Below are 16431 nucleotides of genomic sequence, written 5' to 3'. Positions count from 1 at the left end.
CGCTCCTGTGACAGGCTGCGGAGCCTGTGCGGGGCGCGCCCCTCACGGCGGCGCGTGAGTTGGGTGCGTGGGGACGAACCTGGCGGGCGCCGGTCCGGTGCGCCCACCCGTTCCGCCCCAGGGCGGACCAGCTGCCCACACCTCGCCGGTAGGCGTGCGTCACGCGGCGAGCGGCACGAGCGGCGCGGGCCGGCTCGCCTCGTAGGCGCGGCCCGTCCTCAGGAGCGTGGACTCCGCGAAGGGCCTGCCGATGAGCTGCATGCCGATCGGCAGGTGCGCGCTGTCGGTTCCGACCGGCACCGAAAGGGAGGGCATGCCGGTGATGTTGGCCGGGGCCGAGAGCCGTACGTAGCTGTCGGACACGCTCTCCACGGTGCCGTCCGGCCACTGCACCGTTTCCTGGTCGCGGCGCGCGGCAGTCGAGGGAACGGTGGGCGCGGCGATGACGTCGACCGTGTCGAAGAGCCCGGTCCAGGCGCGGCGCATGAGCGTACGGGCGCGCTGGGCCCGCAAGTAGTCGCCCGCCGGGAGGAGTTCACCGGCCTCCAGCAGGACGCGGACATCGGGGGAGTACAGCTCGGGAGACGTACGCAGCGTCCGCTCGTGGTACGCCGTGGCCTCCGGCACCATGAGCCCCCACTGCGTGGCCTGCACGTACTCCGTCATGGGGATGTCGATGTCCACGAGCTGCGCCCCGAGGTCACGCAGCCGGCCGATGGCCGCCCGTACCGCCTGCTCCACCTCGGGCGTGACCCGGTCGAAGTAGTAGGTGCGGGGGACGCCGACGCGCAGACCGGTCAGATCCTCCTCACCGCGGTCCGGGGTAGCTGGACTCCCTTGCAGTAGCGGGGAGTTGGCCGTCTGCCCGAGGAGGGCGTCGAGGACGAGCCCGGCGTCCTCGACGGTACGGGTGAGGGGCCCGACGTGATCGAGCGACCACGACAGGGACGTCACCCCCTCCTCGGGGACGAGCCCGTACGTGGGCTTGAGTCCCACGACACCGTTCAGCGCGGCCGGTACGCGGATGGAACCGCCGGTGTCCGTCCCCAGCGCGAACGTCGCCTCGCCCGCCGCGACCGCGACGGCCGAGCCGCCACTGGAACCGCCCGCCACCCGGTCCCGCGCCCACGCGTTGCGGGTCTGCGGCGTGGTCAGCCCGTAGGCGAACTCATGGGTGTGGGTCTTGCCCAGCAACACCGCGCCGGCGCCGTGGAGTCGGGCCGCGACCGTACTGTCGCGCTCGGCCGCGGGGTGCCCCTCGCGTACACGGGAACTGGCCGTCGTCGGTATCCCCGCGACGTCGATCAGGTCCTTCAGACCCATCGGGACGCCGTGCAACGGGCCCCGGTACGCGCCCGCCGCGATGTCGCGTTCCGCCTGCGCGGCGGCCCGGCGCGCGGCGTCGGCGAAGACGCTCACGTACGCGCCGAGATCCTCCTCGACGGCGCCGATCCGCCCCAGAGCGGACTCGGTCAGGTCGACGGGGGAGAGCTCCCGGCTCGCGAGGGCCCGCGCCGCTGCGGCGAGCGTCAGCTCATGCGGCTGCAACGGTCCGCACCTCCTCCACGGTCACGGCGCGGCGGTTGGACGCCGGAGCGGTCTCCGCGAAGTCGAGCTCGCGCAGGACACCGACCACGCTCTGAATGTGGTTCGCCGTGGCGGCGACGAGATCGAGCCGCTCGTCGGCAAGGGACAGCCCGGCCCGGAGGGCCCCTCGGGCGGCCTCACTGGGGAGGAGATCTGCGCTGGTCACGACACGTCCCTTCAACAGAGCGGGCGCCTGGGCCCCCGCAAAAGCAAAATGTTTGCGTGAATGGACGCTACGGCACGCGACCTGTAAACGCAAAGATGAAGCGTTTGCGCTGCGAGCGGCGGCCGCGAGGGGGAGGTGGGGGCGCCTGCGGGGTGGGGGCCCGGTGCATGGCTCGGGTTCCGCACCGGGGCCGTGCCCGCGGTTCGGGCCGTCGGCGTCCCGCGGCCGGGCGGCTGGGCCAACAGCCGCGGTGCCGGCCTCGCGCGACGCGAAGCCGGCACCACGGGGATAGGGATCAGCCGGCCGAGGGGCGGAAGCCGCGAAGTCGGAGGCTGTTGGCTACGACGAAGACCGAGGAGAAGGCCATCGCGGCGCCGGCGATCATCGGGTTGAGGAGGCCCGCCGCGGCGAGCGGCAGCGCGGCGACGTTGTAGGCGAAGGCCCAGAACAGGTTGGACTTGATGGTGCCGAGCGTGCGGCGCGAGAGCCGGATCGCGTCGGCCGCCACCCGCAAGTCGCCCCGTACGAGCGTGAGGTCGCCGGCCTCGATCGCCGCGTCCGTGCCGGTGCCCATCGCCAGCCCGAGGTCGGCCTGGGCGAGCGCCGCCGCATCGTTGACGCCGTCGCCGACCATCGCGACCGAACGGCCCTCCGCCTGGAGCCGCTTGACCACCTCGGCCTTGTCCTCCGGCAGGACGCCGGCGATCACGTTGTCGCCGTCGATACCGACCTCCGCCGCGACCGACCGGGCGACCGCCTCGTGGTCTCCGGTGAGAAGGACCGGCGTGAGGCTCAGGGCACGCAGCCGCTCGATGGCCTCGGCGCTGGTGTCCTTGACCGCGTCGGCCACCGCGATGACGCCGCGCGCCTCGCCGTCCCAGGCCACCGTGATCGCCGTCCGGCCGGCGTCTTCCGCGTCCGCCTTGGCCTTCTGCAGCGCGTCGGGCAGCGTGATCGCCCAGTCCGCGAGCAGCTTCTCGCGGCCGACGAGCACCGCGTGGCCCTCGACGATGCCCTGGACGCCCAGCCCTGGCACGTTCGCGAAGTCCTCCGGTACGGGCAGCGCGCCCGCCGAGGCTTCCGCACCGTCGGCGACGGCGCGGGCGATGGGGTGCTCGGAGGCGTTCTCCAACGCCCCTGCCAGGCGCAGCAGTTCGGCCTTGTCGGTGCCGTCCGCCGTGTGCACGTTCAGCAGCGTCATCTTGCCCGTGGTCACCGTTCCGGTCTTGTCCAGCACGATCGTGTCCACGCGCCGGGTGGTCTCCAGGACCTCCGGGCCCTTGATGAGGATGCCGAGCTGGGCACCACGCCCGGTGCCCACCATCAGCGCGGTGGGCGTCGCCAGCCCGAGGGCGCAGGGGCAGGCGATGATGAGTACGGCGACGGCCGCTGTGAACGCCGCGGTGAGCCCCGCGCCGTTGCCGAGCCAGAAGCCGAGCGTGCCCAGGGCGAGGGCGATCACGACGGGCACGAAGACCGCGGAGATGCGGTCGGCGAGCCGCTGCGCCGCGGCCTTCCCGTTCTGCGCGTCCTCCACCAGCTTGGCCATGCGCGCCAGTTGGGTGTCGGAGCCGATCCGGGTGGCCTCGACGACCAGGCGGCCCCCGACGTTGAGCGTGGCGCCGATGACGCCGTCCCCGGCGCCGACCTCGACGGGTACGGACTCGCCCGTCAGCATGGAGGCGTCCACCGCGGACGCGCCCTCCACGACGGTGCCGTCGGTGGCGATCTTCTCGCCGGGCCGCACCACGAACCGGTCCCCGACGGTCAACTCGCTCACCGGGACGGTCTGTTCGCGGCCGTCGCGCAGGACGGTCACATCCTTCGCGCCCAGGTGCAGCAGCGCCTTGAGGGCTGCGCCCGCGCGGCGCTTCGAGCGGGCCTCGAAGTAGCGCCCTGCGAGGATGAACGCCGTCACCCCGGCCGCGGCCTCCAGGTAGATGTTGCCCGAGCCGTCGGTGCGGGCGATGGTCAGCTCGAAGGGGTGCGTCATGCCCGGCTCGCCGGCCGTGCCGAAGAACAGCGCCCACAGCGACCAGGCGAACGCGGCCGACGTACCGACCGATATCAACGTGTCCATGGTGGCCGCGCCGTGCCGCGCGTTGGTCCACGCGGCGCGGTGAAAGGGCCAGGCCGCATAGGTGACGACCGGCGCCGCCAGGGTCAGGGACAGCCACTGCCAGAACTCGAACTGCAGGGCCGGCACCATCGCCATCGCGACGACGGGAACGGCGAGCACCACGGCGGTCACCAACCGCTGCCGCAGCGACCGCAGTTCGTCGTCGGGCTCGTCGTCTGCCGCATCGGTCCCGTCTACGGACCCGTCGCGGGGCGGCTCGGGCTCGTGTGCGGTGTAGCCGGTCGCCTCGACCGTGCTGATCAGGTCCCGTACGGAGACGTCGCCGTCCTGATAGGTGACTTTCGCCTTCTCCGTCGCGTAGTTGACGGTCGCCTCGACCCCGTCCATGCGGTTGAGCTTCTTCTCGATCCGGGCGGCGCACGAGGCGCAGGTCATGCCGCCGATGGCGAGTTCGGCCTCGGCTGTGCGGGGTGGGGTGGTGGTCATGTCTGCTCCTCGTGGCTCTCCGGTGGGGGAGTGGGGTGGCCCCGGCCGCCCCGCTCGGGTCAGGCGCGGCCGTGGAAGTCGGCCGGGGCGGAGCTCTGTGCCTGGGCGGTCCCGCCGGTGTGGCAGCTGCCGTCGGAGGTGCAGCAGTCCGAGGCCATGAGGTCCTCCTGCGAAAGAGTGGCGATACCCCCTGGGGGTACGTACGATGAGGTCATGTATACCCCCACCCCGTATCGATGGCAAGTGACCCGGAGGGCTTGACTGGATACCCCCTAGGGGTATTGTCCATGGCGTCGGTCGCTCACTCGGCGGCCCTTGGAGAAGGGATGTGCGCCATGCACACCGCATTGAAGATCAGCGCCTTTGCCGCCGCCCTCGCCGCGACCTTCGGCACCGCCTACGGAACGGGCCAGATCGTCGACCCGGTGCAGTCCCGCGCCGAACCCGCACAGCACGACAAGCACGGGACGGCGGACGGCAAGGCCGGAAAGACCGAGGGCGGGGAGGGCGCGGAGGGCAAGGCGGCGGCCCTGCCGGGCGGTCTGCAGGCCTCCGACGGCGGCTACACGCTCAACCTCAAGACCCCGCGCATCGCCGCGAGTTCACCCGCGGAGCTGCGCTTCACCGTCGTACGCGACGCCACAGGGCGGAACCTGACCGGCTACGAACGCGAGCACGACAAGGAACTGCACCTGATCGTCGCCTCCCGCGACCTCACGGTCTACCGCCACCTCCACCCGACCCGCGCCGCCGACGGCACCTGGTCCGTACCCGCCGAACTGCCCAAGGCCGGCGGCTACCGCGTCTTCGCCGACTTCACGCCCGAGGGTGCGAAGGAAGGCCTGACGCTCGGCGCGGACCTCGCCGCCTCCGGCACGTACAAGCCGGCAGCCCTGCCCGTGCAGCGCGCGACGGCGGACGCCGGCGACGGCTACGAGGTGACGCTCGACGGGAAGCTGCGCCCCGGCGCGGCGAACGGAGTGACGCTGCGCGTCAGCAAGAACGGCACCCCCGTACGAGACCTCCAGCCCTACCTCGGCGCCTACGGACACCTCGTCGCACTGCGTTCAGGCGACCTCGCCTATCTGCACGTCCACCCCAACGGCGAACCGGGCGACGGCAAGACCCGGCCCGGCCCCGGGGTGTCGTTCACCGCGACGACGCCGAGCGCGGGCACGTACCGGCTCTTCCTCGACTTCAAGCACGAGGGCACGGTGCGCACGGCCGCCTTCACCGTCGACGGCGGCAGCGTCACCGAACCGGGCGGCCACGCCGAGAACGCCGGCAAGGAAGCCGGCCATGCCCACTGACCACGGCCGCGGCCGTCAGGGCGAGGTGTTCACCGGTGCCTCCTGAAGCGGCGGACGAGCAGCAGCGCGATGAGCGCGCCACCCGCGGCGAGCAGCGGACCGCGGTGGGCGCGAGCCGCCTGCGCGCCCTGGCCGGCCTTCTCGCGCACCGGTTCCGGTGCCCTGTACCGGGCCGTCTCCGCGGCGTTCACGGCCTTGGTCCGGACGTGCCCGGTGGCCGCGGCGGCCTTGGTGCGCACCGGTTCCGGAGTCCTGTCCTGCACGGCGTGTGCCGTGTGTGCGGCCTTGTCCTGCAGCTGGGCCCTGAGCTGTGTGGTCTTCTCGGCGGCCTGCTGCTTGACGGCCGTCGCCTTTTCCTGGACGCGGCTCTTGACGTCGGTTTTCGCCGCGAGCGCCTCGATGGTCTCGCCGAGTTGCTCACGGGTCGCCTCGACCTGCTCACGCAGCTGGTCGGGGGAAGGCGGGGTCTCCGCGCCCGTGTGCGGTTTGTTCTCGGTCATCGCCGTGCCCTCTCCTTGATTTCGGCCACATCGGCCTTGACGCTGTCCACCGTCCGCTCGGGCGTCGGCGGGGACGCCTTGCCGACCTGCTGCTTGCCGAGAGCTGCCATCAGCGCGGTGACGGCGGCCAGAACGCCGGTGACGATCAGCGCCGCCACCCACACGTCCATGATCAGCGCGAGGGCGGCGATCGCGGTGGCTGCCAGCGCCTGCAGGGTGAGCACACCCATCACCCCGGCGCCGCCGAACAGGCCACCGCCCTTGCCGAACCGCTTGCCCTTCTCGGTCATCTCCGCCTGTGCCAGGCGCATTTCGTCGCGGACCAGCTGCGACAACTGCTGCGAAGCACGCTGCACCAGGTCGCCCATCTGCTCCTGTGCTCCGTCACCGGTGCGGTGGGAGCTGTCTGTCGTCATGAGTGCTCACACGCCCTTCGTCGGGGATTCCGGCTGTCCCAGTACCCCCGCAGCGGCGCATCACAGCCCGAGGGGGAGGGGCGCCGCCCAGCACCTCAGGATTCGAGACGTCGCCGGTCGTCCTCGTCCCACTTCCGGGTGTCGCGCGGCTGGACGTACGGCTCCTCCCCGGCTGGGTGACCACCCGCGACGGCGCGCCGGCGGGCCATCTCCGCGTCACATTCCAGGCCGAGCAGAATCGCCAGATTCGTGATCCACAGCCACACCAGGAAAATGATGACGCCGGCGAAGGCGCCGTAAGTCTTGTTGTACGAGGCGAAGTTCGCCACGTACACCGCGAACCCGGCAGAGGCGACCATCCAGATCACCAGTGCCAGGAAGCTGCCCGGCGTGATCCAACGGAAGCCGCGTACCCTCGCGTTCGGCGTCGCCCGGTACAGGATCGCGATCATGATCGTGACCAGTACCAGCAGGACCGGCCACTTCGCGACCGACCACACCGTGAGCGCCGTGCCGCCGACCCCCAGCGCGGAGCCGGCCTGATGGGCCAGGCCGCCGGTGAAGACGACGATCACCGCGCTGACCACGGCCAGGACCATCAGGACCACCGTCACGCCGACGCGGACGGGCAGCACCTTCCATACCGGGCGGCCCTCCGGAACGTCGTAGACCACGTTGGCGCTCCTGATGAACGCGGCGACATATCCGGAGGCCGACCACACCGCCAGCGCCAGACCCGCGATCGCCACGACCGAACCGAAACCGGCGCTGCCCTGCATCTGCTGCACGGCGTTGCGCAGGACATCCCGCGCCGCGCCCGGGGCCAGGCGCTGGATGTTGCCCAGCACTTGCTGTGACGCCGACTGCCCGGCGACCCCGAGCAGCGAGATCAGTGCCAGCAGTGCCGGGAAGAGCGCCAGGATCCCGTAGTAGGTCAGCGCCGCGGCCCGGTCGGTCAGCTCGTCCTTCTTGAACTCCTTCACGGTGCCTTTCAGCACCGCAGCCCAGGAGCGCTTGGGCAGATCCGTCGGAGTGTCCGGCGCCTGCCGCTCCACCTGTTCATCCGGCCCGGCCTCAGGTGCCCGCGCGGTCCCGGCCGTCCGCACGGCCGCGCTGTGCCGGCCGTGCCTTCCATGCCGTTTCGACGTCGATACCATTCCACCGGAGTCTCCGGGCTCGGCCCGTCCATGCCGCCGTCGACTGCCCTCTGTGCGCCTGCTCCGGGGCCGGGGGAGAAGGCGGGAATGCGGACACCCGGTGCGCCGGCCGCGCGAACACCCGTTTCCGGGCCGGGAGTTACGGCAGCGGCATGAGCCGGTAGAAGACGGTGGCGACCAGATCGCGGGCGTACTGGGCGTCGAGGAGGCCCGGACGGAAGAGGATGCGGTACATCATCGGGGACACGACGTGGTCCATGACCGTGTCGGTGTCCGGTACGTGTTCGCCGCGCTGCGCGGCGCGGGTCAGGATCGTCTCGACCTGATCCACGGCGTACGCGGAGCACTGTCCGGCATTGCTGCCGTCGGGGTCCCCGGCGAGCGCGTCCCGGATGTAGATCCGGCCCGGCTGGGACGACATCTCCTCCAGGAAGTCCACCGCCCAGTGCTCCAGGTCCGCGCGGAGATTCCCGAGATCGTCCGGGGGAGTCTCGGGGCGCAGCCGCTCCACCGCGACATCCGACAGCAGCTCCTGCAGATCTCCCCAACGGCGGTACACCGTCGAGGGGGTGACGCCGGCGCGCTGGGCGATCTGCGGAACGGTGAGATCCGCCCGGCCGTGTCCGCTCTGCTCGTGCTCGGCCTGGAGCTCGCGCACCGCCGCGTGCACCGACTGCTGTACGCGCGCGCTGCGGCCTCCGGGGCGGGCCGCTGGTCTGGGACTCATGATCCTCACCTTAACGCAAAGGGATTGCCCAGCGGGATGCCGGTGCCACGGGCGCCCTGTACGCCGCTCCCTCGCCGGAAGTCCCGTTCGGGGCCTGCCGTGCGGTGCCGCCTCGGGCTCGCCGCTCACCGCTAAAAGCTCAATATTTGCGTGAGCGGAGTGGGCGGCGTAGCGTGCCACTAAAGCCAATCTTGTGCGTTTGTCCCCGGTGCGGCTCTTCGCCCGCCCGCCCGTACGGCTCGATCGCCCGTTCAAGGAGCCCCAGTTGACCCCCGTCACACCCCAGCAAGCACCCGAGACCACCGCCTCGTACGCCGCACCCGCCTGGACCGTCGGCGAGCTGCTCGTCCACCGCGTCGACGAAACGGCGTTCCCCGCGCCGACCGGAGCCTGGCTGCTGCCCGACGCCACGCCCGAGACCGTACGCACCGCCCCGTGGCTCCAGCCGGACTTCGCCGGACCCGACGGCGTACTGCATCTGGACAGTCACAGCTTCGCCGTCGAGGTGAACGGCCTGCGCGTCGTCATCGACACCGGCGTCGGCAACGGCAAGACCCGCGCCAATCCCGCCTGGCACCAGCTGGACACTCCCTATCTCCAGCGGCTCACCGCGGCCGGCTTCGCCCCCGAGACCGTCGACCTCGTCCTCCTCACCCACCTGCACACCGACCACGTCGGCTGGAACACCCGCGAGGAAGACGGCAGTTGGGTGCCGACCTTCCCCCGTGCCCGCTACCTGACCTCCCGTACGGAGTGGGACCACTGGGCGGCGGCCGACATGGACGAGCCCCGCCGGCAGATGTTCCGCGACTCCGTCCACCCGGTCCGCGACGCCGGGCAGCTCGACCTGATCGACGTACCGGACGCCGGCGCCGACGTGGCACCCGGCATCCGACTGCTGCCCACGCCCGGCCACACCCCGGGCCAGGTCGCCGTGGAGCTCTCCAGTGGCGGCCGGCGCGCCGTGGTCACCGGCGACTGCGTGCACCACCCCGTACAGCTCAGCCACCCCGGCATCAGCAGCTGCGTCGACATCGACCCGGCCCTGGCCACCCGCAGCCGCCGCGCCCTCCTCGACGACCTCGCCGGCACCGACGCGCTGCTCCTGGGCACCCACTTCCCGCCCCCGACCGCCGGTCGCGTTCTCTCCGACGGCACCGGCTACCGGCTCGCTCCCGTACCCGCCGACAAGCTCTGACCTGCGCGACGATGAATTCGCGCGCCTCGCCGCGTCTACCTCCCGGGGCGGCGCGCGTCCCGGACCGCACACGTGATTCGGCGAGAAGCGAGAGGTGAGAGCGATGAGGCTGATCCTGACGGAGTTCCTGTCGCTGGACGGTGTCTGCCAGGGGCCCGGCGCCCCGGACGAGGACACCAGCGGCGGGTTCACCCGCGGCGGCTGGTTCGTGCCGCACCTGGAGGAGGACTTCGTGCGGCAGGCCGCGCGCTGGATCGAGGGGGCGGACGCGTTCCTCTTCGGGCGCCGTACGTACGAGAACTTCGCGCGGGACTGGCCGAAGGTCACCGACCCCGACGACCCGTTCGCCGAGACCCTCAACGGCCTGCCGAAATACGTGGCCTCACACAGCCTGACCGACGCCACCTGGTCGCCGACGACGATTCTCTCCGGCGATGTCCCCGCCCAGGTCGCCGAGTTGAAGCGGCGCTCCGGCCGGGAGCTGCAGATCCACGGCAGCGCGCGGCTGGCCCAGTCCCTGCTGGCAGCGGGACTCATCGACGAACTGCGGCTGGTGATCGCCCCCGTCGTGGTCGGCGAGGGCCGCCGGCTGTTCCCCGACGGCGGCGCCCCCGCCGGACTGCGGCTGCTGCGCAACGAGACGACATCGGCAGGACTGACGATCCACGTCTACGAGACGGCGGGCGAGGCGCAGTTCGGCACGTACGGCGTGGAGGTGTAGCGGCGGGGCGGTGCCCTGCTCCCTGGCGCTGTCCCCTCGGGCGAGTCACAGGGCCGCTGCGCGTGCGGCCTTCCGTTCAGCGGAAACCGGGCTGGTCCGGGCGGTGCCCTGCCGCGACGCTGAGGGCGTTTCCCCGGCCCCCGTGGCCGGAAGCGGCCAGCGCGCAAGGGAGTTGACGATGACGTCATTCGCACGCAACCAGTGGTACGTCGCGGCCTACGGCAGTGAGGTCGGAAGGGAACTGTTCACCCGTACCGTGTGCGGCGAGTCCCTCCTGCTGTGGCGGACCGAGGCGGGTGACGTCACCGCCATGGCCGACCGCTGCGTACACCGCCGGTTCCCGCTGTCGGAGAAACCCAGCCGCATCGAGGGCGACACGGTGGTGTGCGGCTACCACGGCTTCACATACGGCGCGGACGGCGTGTGCGTGAGCGTGCCCGGCCAGAAACGGGTGCCGCGCACCGCCCGCCTCACCACCTACCCGGTCGTGGAGCAGGACTCCTTCGTGTGGGTGTGGATCGGCGACAGCGACAAGGCCGACGCGACGCGCATCCCGCGCGCGCCCTGGCTGACCGATCCCGGATACACCACCGTCCGCGGCCGGGAACCCCTCGCCGCCCGCTACAGCCTCCTCGTCGACAACCTCCTCGACCTCTCCCACGAGACATACCTGCACGGCGGCTACATCGGCACGCCCGAAGTCGCCGAGACCCCCATCACCACCGAAGTCGACGACCAGGCGGGCGTCGTGCGCGTCAGCCGGCACATGGACGACGCGGCCTGCCCGCCCTTCTACGCCCAGTCGACGGGCATCGAGGGCCGCATCACCCGCTGGCAGGACATCGAATACCTGGCCCCCTGCCTCTACCTCCTCCACTCGCGCATCGCACCCGTCGGCGTCCTCCCGCACGCCGACGGCAGCGACCCGGACGCCTTCCACGTCGAAGTCGTCTACGCGATCACCCCCGAGACCGAGCACACCACACACGACTTCTGGGCCGTGGCCCGTGACTTCGCCCTCGACGACCAGGAAGTCACCGACTTCCTCCACGAGAACAACCGCACGGTGGTCCTCCAGGACGTCGTCGCCCTCGACAAACTGGAACAGGTCATCGCCTCGGAGCCGGACGGCACGCAGGAGTTGAGCATCAACATCGACACGGGCGGCCTCGCGGCGCGGCGCATCCTGCGGCGGCTGATCGCGGAGGGGGTGTCCGACGAGGCGCCCTCCGGGGCGTCTGCCGAAGAAGCCGACGCCGCCGCCGCTCGCTCCAACGCGCCTGCCCCGGTTGCCCGTTGAGTACGCAACGCACCGCCGGCCCGGCACCCCTCAGGATGCTCGGCGGGGACAGCGTGTACCGGGTCGTGTGGGTTCCCGGTACGGACCGGCTGCGCGGCTGGTGCTGGTGTGGGGAGGCGTGGGAGGCCGAGGAGCCCGTCGCTCTGTGGGAGTGGCTGCTCGCTCATCCCGACACGCACGCCGACACCCATTCCGGTCGGCCCGGCGGCGAAGCGTCCACCGATGCTCCGGCTCCCGTACACCCCGCCCCCGCAGGCAAGCCCGCCTTCAAGGAAGCGTGATGACCAGCACGTACCACCGCGCCGACAGCGGACTCGACCTCGTGGTCGCGCGCCGCCGTGACGAGGCCGACGGCGTCGTCTCCCTCGAACTCCGGCACCCCGACGGCGCGCCCCTGCCCGCGTGGGAACCCGGCGCACACATCGACGTCCATCTCGGCGGCGGGGAGCCGGAGTTCGTACGGCAGTACTCGCTCTGCTCCCTGCCGGGCGATCGCACCCACTGGCGCATCGCCGTTCTGCGCGAACCGGATAGCCGGGGCGGCTCGCAGTACGTTCACGACCACCTGTACGAGGGCGCCACCGTGCACGTCAGCGCGCCACGCAACCACTTCCGCCTGGAACCCGCGAAGCGCCACCTCTTCCTCGCCGGCGGCATCGGCATCACCCCGCTGCTCCCGATGCTGGACGAGGCCGAACGGCAGGGCTCCGACTGGCAGTTGGTGTACGGCGGCCGCAGCCTCGACTCCATGGCGTTCCGTAACGAGCTCGCCGAACACTACGGAGGAGACAGCGACCGCGTGCTGTTGCGTCCGCAGGACACCCATGGGCTGCTCGACCTGGACACTCTCCTCGGCGCGTACTCGCCGGACACGCCGGTCTATTGCTGCGGGCCCGAACCCCTGCTGCGGGCCGTCGAAGAACGCTGCGCCGATCGTCCGGAGGCGGGTGCGCTGCACGTCGAACGGTTCGCCGCAAAGCCCCAAGAGGCTGCGGAGGGCGAGGCGTTCGAGGTCGAGCTGGCGCAGAGCGGTCTCACCCTCACCGTGTCGCCCGGCACGACCGTGCTGGATGCCGTCGAACAGGCCGGGGTGACGCCCCTGTCCTCCTGCCGCGAAGGCACGTGCGGCACCTGCGAGACGGAGGTGCTGTCCGGCACCGTCGACCACCGCGACTCCCTCCTCACGCCGGCCGAACAGGCACAGCACGACACGATGATGATCTGCGTGTCGCGATCCGCGGGACCCCGGCTCGTACTGGACCTGTAGGGAACTCGTACTGGACCTGTAGGGAAGCGGCAAGGGGCTTCCGGCGCGCGTCCCCGGCCCGTAATTCGCGCTCCGGGCCGCCCGTCCGGCCCCGTGCCCTGGTACGACTCCCGTCCGCTGCATTGACGTCCGTCACGGGCCCTGCCTAGCTTGCCGGTGCGGCGCACCCGTTCACCGTGGAGCGGAGCGGCGTACGGGCGAGGAGGTTCCCATGCAGCGCGAGGTCCCGGGCGAGGCCGCATCCGTGACGGCGAAGGCTCTGCGCGTACTGGAGGCCTTCACGCCCGCCCGGCCCGTACTGCGCCTCGCCGACATCTCCCGCCACGCCGGGCTGCCCCTCACCACCACGCACCGGCTGGTGAAGGAGCTGTCCGGCTGGGGCGCGCTGGAGCGCGAGCCGGACGGCGCCTACCGCATCGGACTGCGCCTGTGGGAGATCGCCTCCCTCGCCCCGCGCGGCCTCGGCCTGCGCGAGGCCGCGCTGCCGCACCTCTCCGACCTCGGGCACATCACCCGCGAGAACGTCCAACTCGCCGTCCGCGAGGACCTGTCCGTGGTGTACGTGGAACGCCTCGCCGGCCGCGACGCGGTCCGCGTCCTCACCCGCGTCGGCGGCCGCTTCGACCTCACGCCCACCGGTGTGGGCCTCGCCCTCCTCGCCCACGCGCCGCAGGACGTTCAGGAACGCGTCCTCGAAGGGCCCCTCGTACGGCACACACCGCGCACTCTCTGTACACCGGAGGAGGTCCGGCGGGCCCTCGCCGAAGTACGCCGCACGGGCGTCGCGATCAGCGACCGGCAGGTCACCATGGACGCCGTGTCCGTGGCCGCGCCCGTCCTCGGCCCCGACAACACGGCTGTCGCCGCCGTCTCCGTGGTCGCCCACGCGGACCGCGCCAACCCGCACGCACTCGCCCCGCTCGTCCAGGTCGCGGCCCGCGGCATCTCCCGCTCCCTCGGCGCCCCCGTACGCGCCGCCGTCTCGTGACGCGGCAGCCCCTCACCTGCGGGCGGGCGAGGGGTGTTGAAGGTGGGGCGGGGCGGGGATGAGGTAGCTGTCCGCCTGAACGCCCCCACGGAAGGCGCCCCTTGATGCGTGACCGCTCCACCGGCCCCACGGGCTCCGACAGTTCGCACCCCCACATACCCGGCCGTGAGGTCTCCCGCAGATCCGCCGCCCGTCTCCTGGCCGTACTGGCCGGAGCCGGGATGACGGGAGCCGCGTCGATGACCTCCGCCTGCGCGGCCGGAAGAACGCAGGAGGGGACCTCACCGTTCACCGGCCTGCCGGCGCGGCCCGGACCCGTACTGGCTGTGAAAATCGACAACCACAAGGACGCCCGGCCGCACACCGCACTGGAGGACGCGGACATCGTCGGCGTCGAGAAGGTCGAGGGCGGACTGAGCCGGCTGTTCGCCGTCTACTCCAGCCGGCTGCCCGCCTCCCTGGGCCCTGTACGCAGCGCCCGCGAGTACAACGTGGAGCAGATGCGCATGTTCCACCGGCCCGCGCTGGCGTACTCGGGCGCCCGCGAAGGGGTCGTGGACCTCATCAAGAAGTCCCCGCTGTACGGGGTTTCGCACGACGACGTGCCCAGCGCGTACGCCCGCGGCGGCGACAACAAGGCCCCGCACAACCTGTACGCCAAACCCGAGCGCGTCCTCGCCGAAGCACCCCGGGCCTCCCACAGCGCCGACATCGGCTTCCGCTTCGGCGCCAAGCCCGCGGGCGGCAAACCAACCCGGGAGCACACCGTCGCCTACGACTCGGCGCGCACCACCTTCACCTGGTCCGCGAAGGAAAAACGCTGGCTGGTCTCCTTCGACGGCCAGCCCGCCAAGAGCACCTCGGGCAAACGCCTCGGCGGAGCGACCGTGGTCATCCAGACGACGGACATGCCGCCGGACTCCAGCGGCAAGACCCCGTACATCAAGACCGTCGGCAGCGGCGACGCGACGATCCTGCGCGACGGCGAAGCGTTCCGCGCCCACTGGGAACGCGCCGGCGCCGAAGCCCCCACGGTCTTCACCGCCCCCGACGGCCACCGCATCCCCTTCGCCCCCGGCCAACTCTGGATCGTCTACGCCCAGCGCTGACCCGCCGCCCGCCTTCCGGCCGCGGCACCCGGCGGTGCGGTGGCGGGCACCAGATGCGGGGCGACGCTGCGCAACTTCTCGCAGGTCTCCTCGTGTTCGCGTTCGGGCAGGGAGTGGCTGACGATGCCCGCGCCGGCCTGGAGCCAGGTGCTGCCGTCCCGCTGGAAGAGGGACCGCAGCACCAGGGCGGCTTCCAGCCGGCCGGTGCTGTCACAGGTCAGGACTGCGCCGGAGTACAGACCGCGTGCGTGCTCCTCAAGGGACCGGATGAGCGCGCGGGCCGGCTCCTTGGGGATGCCCGTGGCGGTGACGGCGGGGAACACGGCCTCGAAGGCCGCCCACGGGCTGCGCGACGGCGCCAGCTCGCCCCGCACCGTCGAGGCGAGGTGCTGGACGCTGCCGCGCTCCCGTACCTCCATGAAATCCTCCACCCGCACACGGCCGCAGCAGTCGCCCAACTCCTCGCAGGCGAGCCGCACGGAGACGGCGTGCTCGTGGACTTCCTTCGGGTCGGTGCGCAGTTCTTCACGGAGTGCGGCATCGGTGGCCGGGGCGCCGGTGCGTGCCCGGGTTCCCGCCAGCGGCTGGGTGGTGACGCGGCCGTCCTCGGCGACTTCCACGACGAGTTCGGGGCTGAAACCGGCTGCCCGGATGCCGCCGAGGTCGAGCAGGAAGGAACGGGCGGGCGCGTTGGCATGCCGCCCGGTGACGAAACTGGAGGTGAGGTCCACGGGTTCGGGTACCGGAACGGACCGGGAGATCACGGCCTTCTCCAGGGTGTGCCGCTGGATCTCCAGGACGGTTTCGGCCACCGCGGCGCGGAAGTTGCCGCCGTCCTCCACGGGCACATCGAGACGGCGGGAGCGGTCATCTTCCGCCGCCTCCTCGGTCGTTGCGGGCGGGCGGGCCCCGTCGGCCGGGGAGCTCATGAGGGCCACGAGACGATCCACCTGGCTCTCGTGAACGGCCCGGATGAGGGCCTCGCCGTGACCGATGCGTACCTCGGCCTCGGGCACCATGAGGTGCAGCAAGTCCTGTTCTGCCAGCGCCGTGTCCGTGGCGGTGTCCGTGTCCGTGTCCGCGAGTTCGTATGCCGCCCAGCCGTACGCGCGCCAGTTCTCCACGGGGACGGCCGCGAGCAGGGGTTCGAGCACCGAGGCGAGATCGGCGTCATGGGGTACCCGGTGCGTACCGGATCCCGTGGTGAGCTCCGCGGCGTCGGCGGTGAGCCGGACGGTGGCCAAGGATCCACCGGCGAACGACCACTCCTCGCGGCCTTCGTACGCCACGTACGAGTCGAACAAGCCGGAGTCGGCGAGCCGGGCGGTGAGCAACAGTGGCGATTCCGCTGTCGGAAGCCGGGCTTCGAGGTAACGCAGTGGTGCGGCAGGGCGGGTGGCGGGTGTTTCCGGGGCCATG

At 71.7% G+C, this 16431-nt stretch carries 16 protein-coding genes; 8 read left to right on the top strand and 8 right to left on the bottom strand.

Annotated elements, in window-relative coordinates; genetic code table 11:
- Nucleotides 1-159 precede the first annotated feature (159 nt).
- From AC3AGO_RS01310 to AC3AGO_RS01300, 3 genes are all read right to left on the bottom strand, one after another.
- Nucleotides 160-1548: an amidase gene (locus tag AC3AGO_RS01310; protein WP_487818200.1), complete on the bottom strand. Its 1389-nt coding sequence runs from the start codon at nucleotides 1546-1548 to the stop codon at nucleotides 160-162.
- Nucleotides 1535-1753 (bottom strand): hypothetical protein, encoded by a 219-nt coding sequence (locus tag AC3AGO_RS01305; protein ID WP_487818199.1) that lies wholly within the window; start codon nucleotides 1751-1753, stop codon nucleotides 1535-1537. The genes AC3AGO_RS01310 and AC3AGO_RS01305 overlap by 14 nt, the downstream gene beginning before the upstream one ends.
- A 295-nt stretch (nucleotides 1754-2048) precedes the next feature.
- A complete protein-coding gene (locus AC3AGO_RS01300; RefSeq protein WP_487818198.1) occupies nucleotides 2049-4319 on the bottom strand; it encodes a heavy metal translocating P-type ATPase in 2271 nt (756 codons plus the stop codon).
- A 335-nt stretch (nucleotides 4320-4654) separates the two neighbouring features.
- Between AC3AGO_RS01300 and AC3AGO_RS01295 the strand changes: the two genes are divergently transcribed.
- Nucleotides 4655-5629, top strand: coding sequence for a hypothetical protein (locus AC3AGO_RS01295; RefSeq protein WP_487818197.1), 975 nt, complete (start codon nucleotides 4655-4657; stop codon nucleotides 5627-5629).
- Nucleotides 5630-5658: 29 nt separating this feature from the next.
- Here the strand turns inward: AC3AGO_RS01295 and AC3AGO_RS01290 are convergent, their stop codons facing one another.
- The 4 genes from AC3AGO_RS01290 to AC3AGO_RS01275 form a co-directional block, all read right to left on the bottom strand.
- Nucleotides 5659-6129, bottom strand: coding sequence for a DUF3618 domain-containing protein (locus AC3AGO_RS01290; RefSeq protein WP_487818196.1), 471 nt, complete (start codon nucleotides 6127-6129; stop codon nucleotides 5659-5661).
- On the bottom strand, nucleotides 6126-6545 hold the full coding sequence (locus AC3AGO_RS01285; RefSeq protein ID WP_487818195.1) for a phage holin family protein: 420 nt from the start codon (nucleotides 6543-6545) through the stop codon (nucleotides 6126-6128). The genes AC3AGO_RS01290 and AC3AGO_RS01285 overlap by 4 nt, the downstream gene beginning before the upstream one ends.
- Nucleotides 6546-6640: 95 nt before the next feature.
- Nucleotides 6641-7702: a YihY/virulence factor BrkB family protein gene (locus tag AC3AGO_RS01280; RefSeq protein ID WP_487818194.1), complete on the bottom strand. Its 1062-nt coding sequence runs from the start codon at nucleotides 7700-7702 to the stop codon at nucleotides 6641-6643.
- Nucleotides 7703-7841: 139 nt separating this feature from the next.
- Entirely contained in the window at nucleotides 7842-8429 is a 588-nt protein-coding gene (locus tag AC3AGO_RS01275; RefSeq protein WP_487818193.1) for a TetR/AcrR family transcriptional regulator, read from the bottom strand.
- Between the two features lie 265 nt (nucleotides 8430-8694).
- On the opposite strand from AC3AGO_RS01275, the gene AC3AGO_RS01270 reads away from it, so the two are divergent.
- From AC3AGO_RS01270 to AC3AGO_RS01240, 7 genes are all read left to right on the top strand, one after another.
- Nucleotides 8695-9627, top strand: a complete 933-nt coding sequence (locus AC3AGO_RS01270; protein ID WP_487818192.1) for an MBL fold metallo-hydrolase — start codon at nucleotides 8695-8697, stop codon at nucleotides 9625-9627.
- 103 nt (nucleotides 9628-9730) lie between these two features.
- Nucleotides 9731-10348 (top strand): dihydrofolate reductase family protein, encoded by a 618-nt coding sequence (locus tag AC3AGO_RS01265; protein WP_487818191.1) that lies wholly within the window; start codon nucleotides 9731-9733, stop codon nucleotides 10346-10348.
- 178 nt (nucleotides 10349-10526) lie between these two features.
- Nucleotides 10527-11648, top strand: a complete 1122-nt coding sequence (locus AC3AGO_RS01260) for a Rieske 2Fe-2S domain-containing protein (protein ID WP_487818190.1) — start codon at nucleotides 10527-10529, stop codon at nucleotides 11646-11648.
- A complete protein-coding gene (locus tag AC3AGO_RS01255) occupies nucleotides 11645-11929 on the top strand; it encodes a hypothetical protein (RefSeq protein WP_487818189.1) in 285 nt (94 codons plus the stop codon). Before AC3AGO_RS01260 ends, AC3AGO_RS01255 begins: the two co-directional genes overlap by 4 nt.
- Complete coding sequence (locus AC3AGO_RS01250) at nucleotides 11929-12915, top strand: PDR/VanB family oxidoreductase (RefSeq protein WP_487818188.1); 987 nt, start codon at nucleotides 11929-11931, stop codon at nucleotides 12913-12915. The genes AC3AGO_RS01255 and AC3AGO_RS01250 overlap by 1 nt, the downstream gene beginning before the upstream one ends.
- A gap of 211 nt (nucleotides 12916-13126) precedes the next feature.
- Nucleotides 13127-13903 (top strand): IclR family transcriptional regulator, encoded by a 777-nt coding sequence (locus AC3AGO_RS01245; protein WP_487818187.1) that lies wholly within the window; start codon nucleotides 13127-13129, stop codon nucleotides 13901-13903.
- 104 nt (nucleotides 13904-14007) lie between these two features.
- Entirely contained in the window at nucleotides 14008-15012 is a 1005-nt protein-coding gene (locus AC3AGO_RS01240) for a DUF3048 domain-containing protein (protein WP_487818186.1), read from the top strand.
- Here the strand turns inward: AC3AGO_RS01240 and AC3AGO_RS01235 are convergent.
- On the bottom strand, nucleotides 14997-16430 hold the full coding sequence (locus AC3AGO_RS01235; RefSeq protein ID WP_487818185.1) for a salicylate synthase: 1434 nt from the start codon (nucleotides 16428-16430) through the stop codon (nucleotides 14997-14999). The genes AC3AGO_RS01240 and AC3AGO_RS01235 overlap by 16 nt on opposite strands.
- Between the last annotated feature and the right edge of the window lies 1 nt (nucleotide 16431).

The organism is Streptomyces sp. BL1 (genome assembly GCF_057628045.1).
Note: the sequence above shows the minus strand (reverse complement) of the source record. Positions and strands in the feature narration are given on the sequence as shown.

What these genes read in the sequence shown, in the direction of transcription:
- AC3AGO_RS01300 (WP_487818198.1), bottom strand. Translation starts at nt 4,319, where the DNA reads ATGACCACCACCCCACCCCGCACAGCCGAGGCCGAACTCGCCATCGGC.
- AC3AGO_RS01295 (WP_487818197.1), top strand. Translation starts at nt 4,655, where the DNA reads ATGCACACCGCATTGAAGATCAGCGCCTTTGCCGCCGCCCTCGCCGCG.
- AC3AGO_RS01290 (WP_487818196.1), bottom strand. Translation starts at nt 6,129, where the DNA reads ATGACCGAGAACAAACCGCACACGGGCGCGGAGACCCCGCCTTCCCCC.
- AC3AGO_RS01285 (WP_487818195.1), bottom strand. Translation starts at nt 6,545, where the DNA reads ATGACGACAGACAGCTCCCACCGCACCGGTGACGGAGCACAGGAGCAG.
- AC3AGO_RS01280 (WP_487818194.1), bottom strand. Translation starts at nt 7,702, where the DNA reads ATGGTATCGACGTCGAAACGGCATGGAAGGCACGGCCGGCACAGCGCG.
- AC3AGO_RS01275 (WP_487818193.1), bottom strand. Translation starts at nt 8,429, where the DNA reads ATGAGTCCCAGACCAGCGGCCCGCCCCGGAGGCCGCAGCGCGCGCGTA.
- AC3AGO_RS01265 (WP_487818191.1), top strand. Translation starts at nt 9,731, where the DNA reads ATGAGGCTGATCCTGACGGAGTTCCTGTCGCTGGACGGTGTCTGCCAG.
- AC3AGO_RS01260 (WP_487818190.1), top strand. Translation starts at nt 10,527, where the DNA reads ATGACGTCATTCGCACGCAACCAGTGGTACGTCGCGGCCTACGGCAGT.
- AC3AGO_RS01250 (WP_487818188.1), top strand. Translation starts at nt 11,929, where the DNA reads ATGACCAGCACGTACCACCGCGCCGACAGCGGACTCGACCTCGTGGTC.
- AC3AGO_RS01245 (WP_487818187.1), top strand. Translation starts at nt 13,127, where the DNA reads ATGCAGCGCGAGGTCCCGGGCGAGGCCGCATCCGTGACGGCGAAGGCT.
- AC3AGO_RS01240 (WP_487818186.1), top strand. Translation starts at nt 14,008, where the DNA reads ATGCGTGACCGCTCCACCGGCCCCACGGGCTCCGACAGTTCGCACCCC.
- AC3AGO_RS01235 (WP_487818185.1), bottom strand. Translation starts at nt 16,430, where the DNA reads ATGGCCCCGGAAACACCCGCCACCCGCCCTGCCGCACCACTGCGTTAC.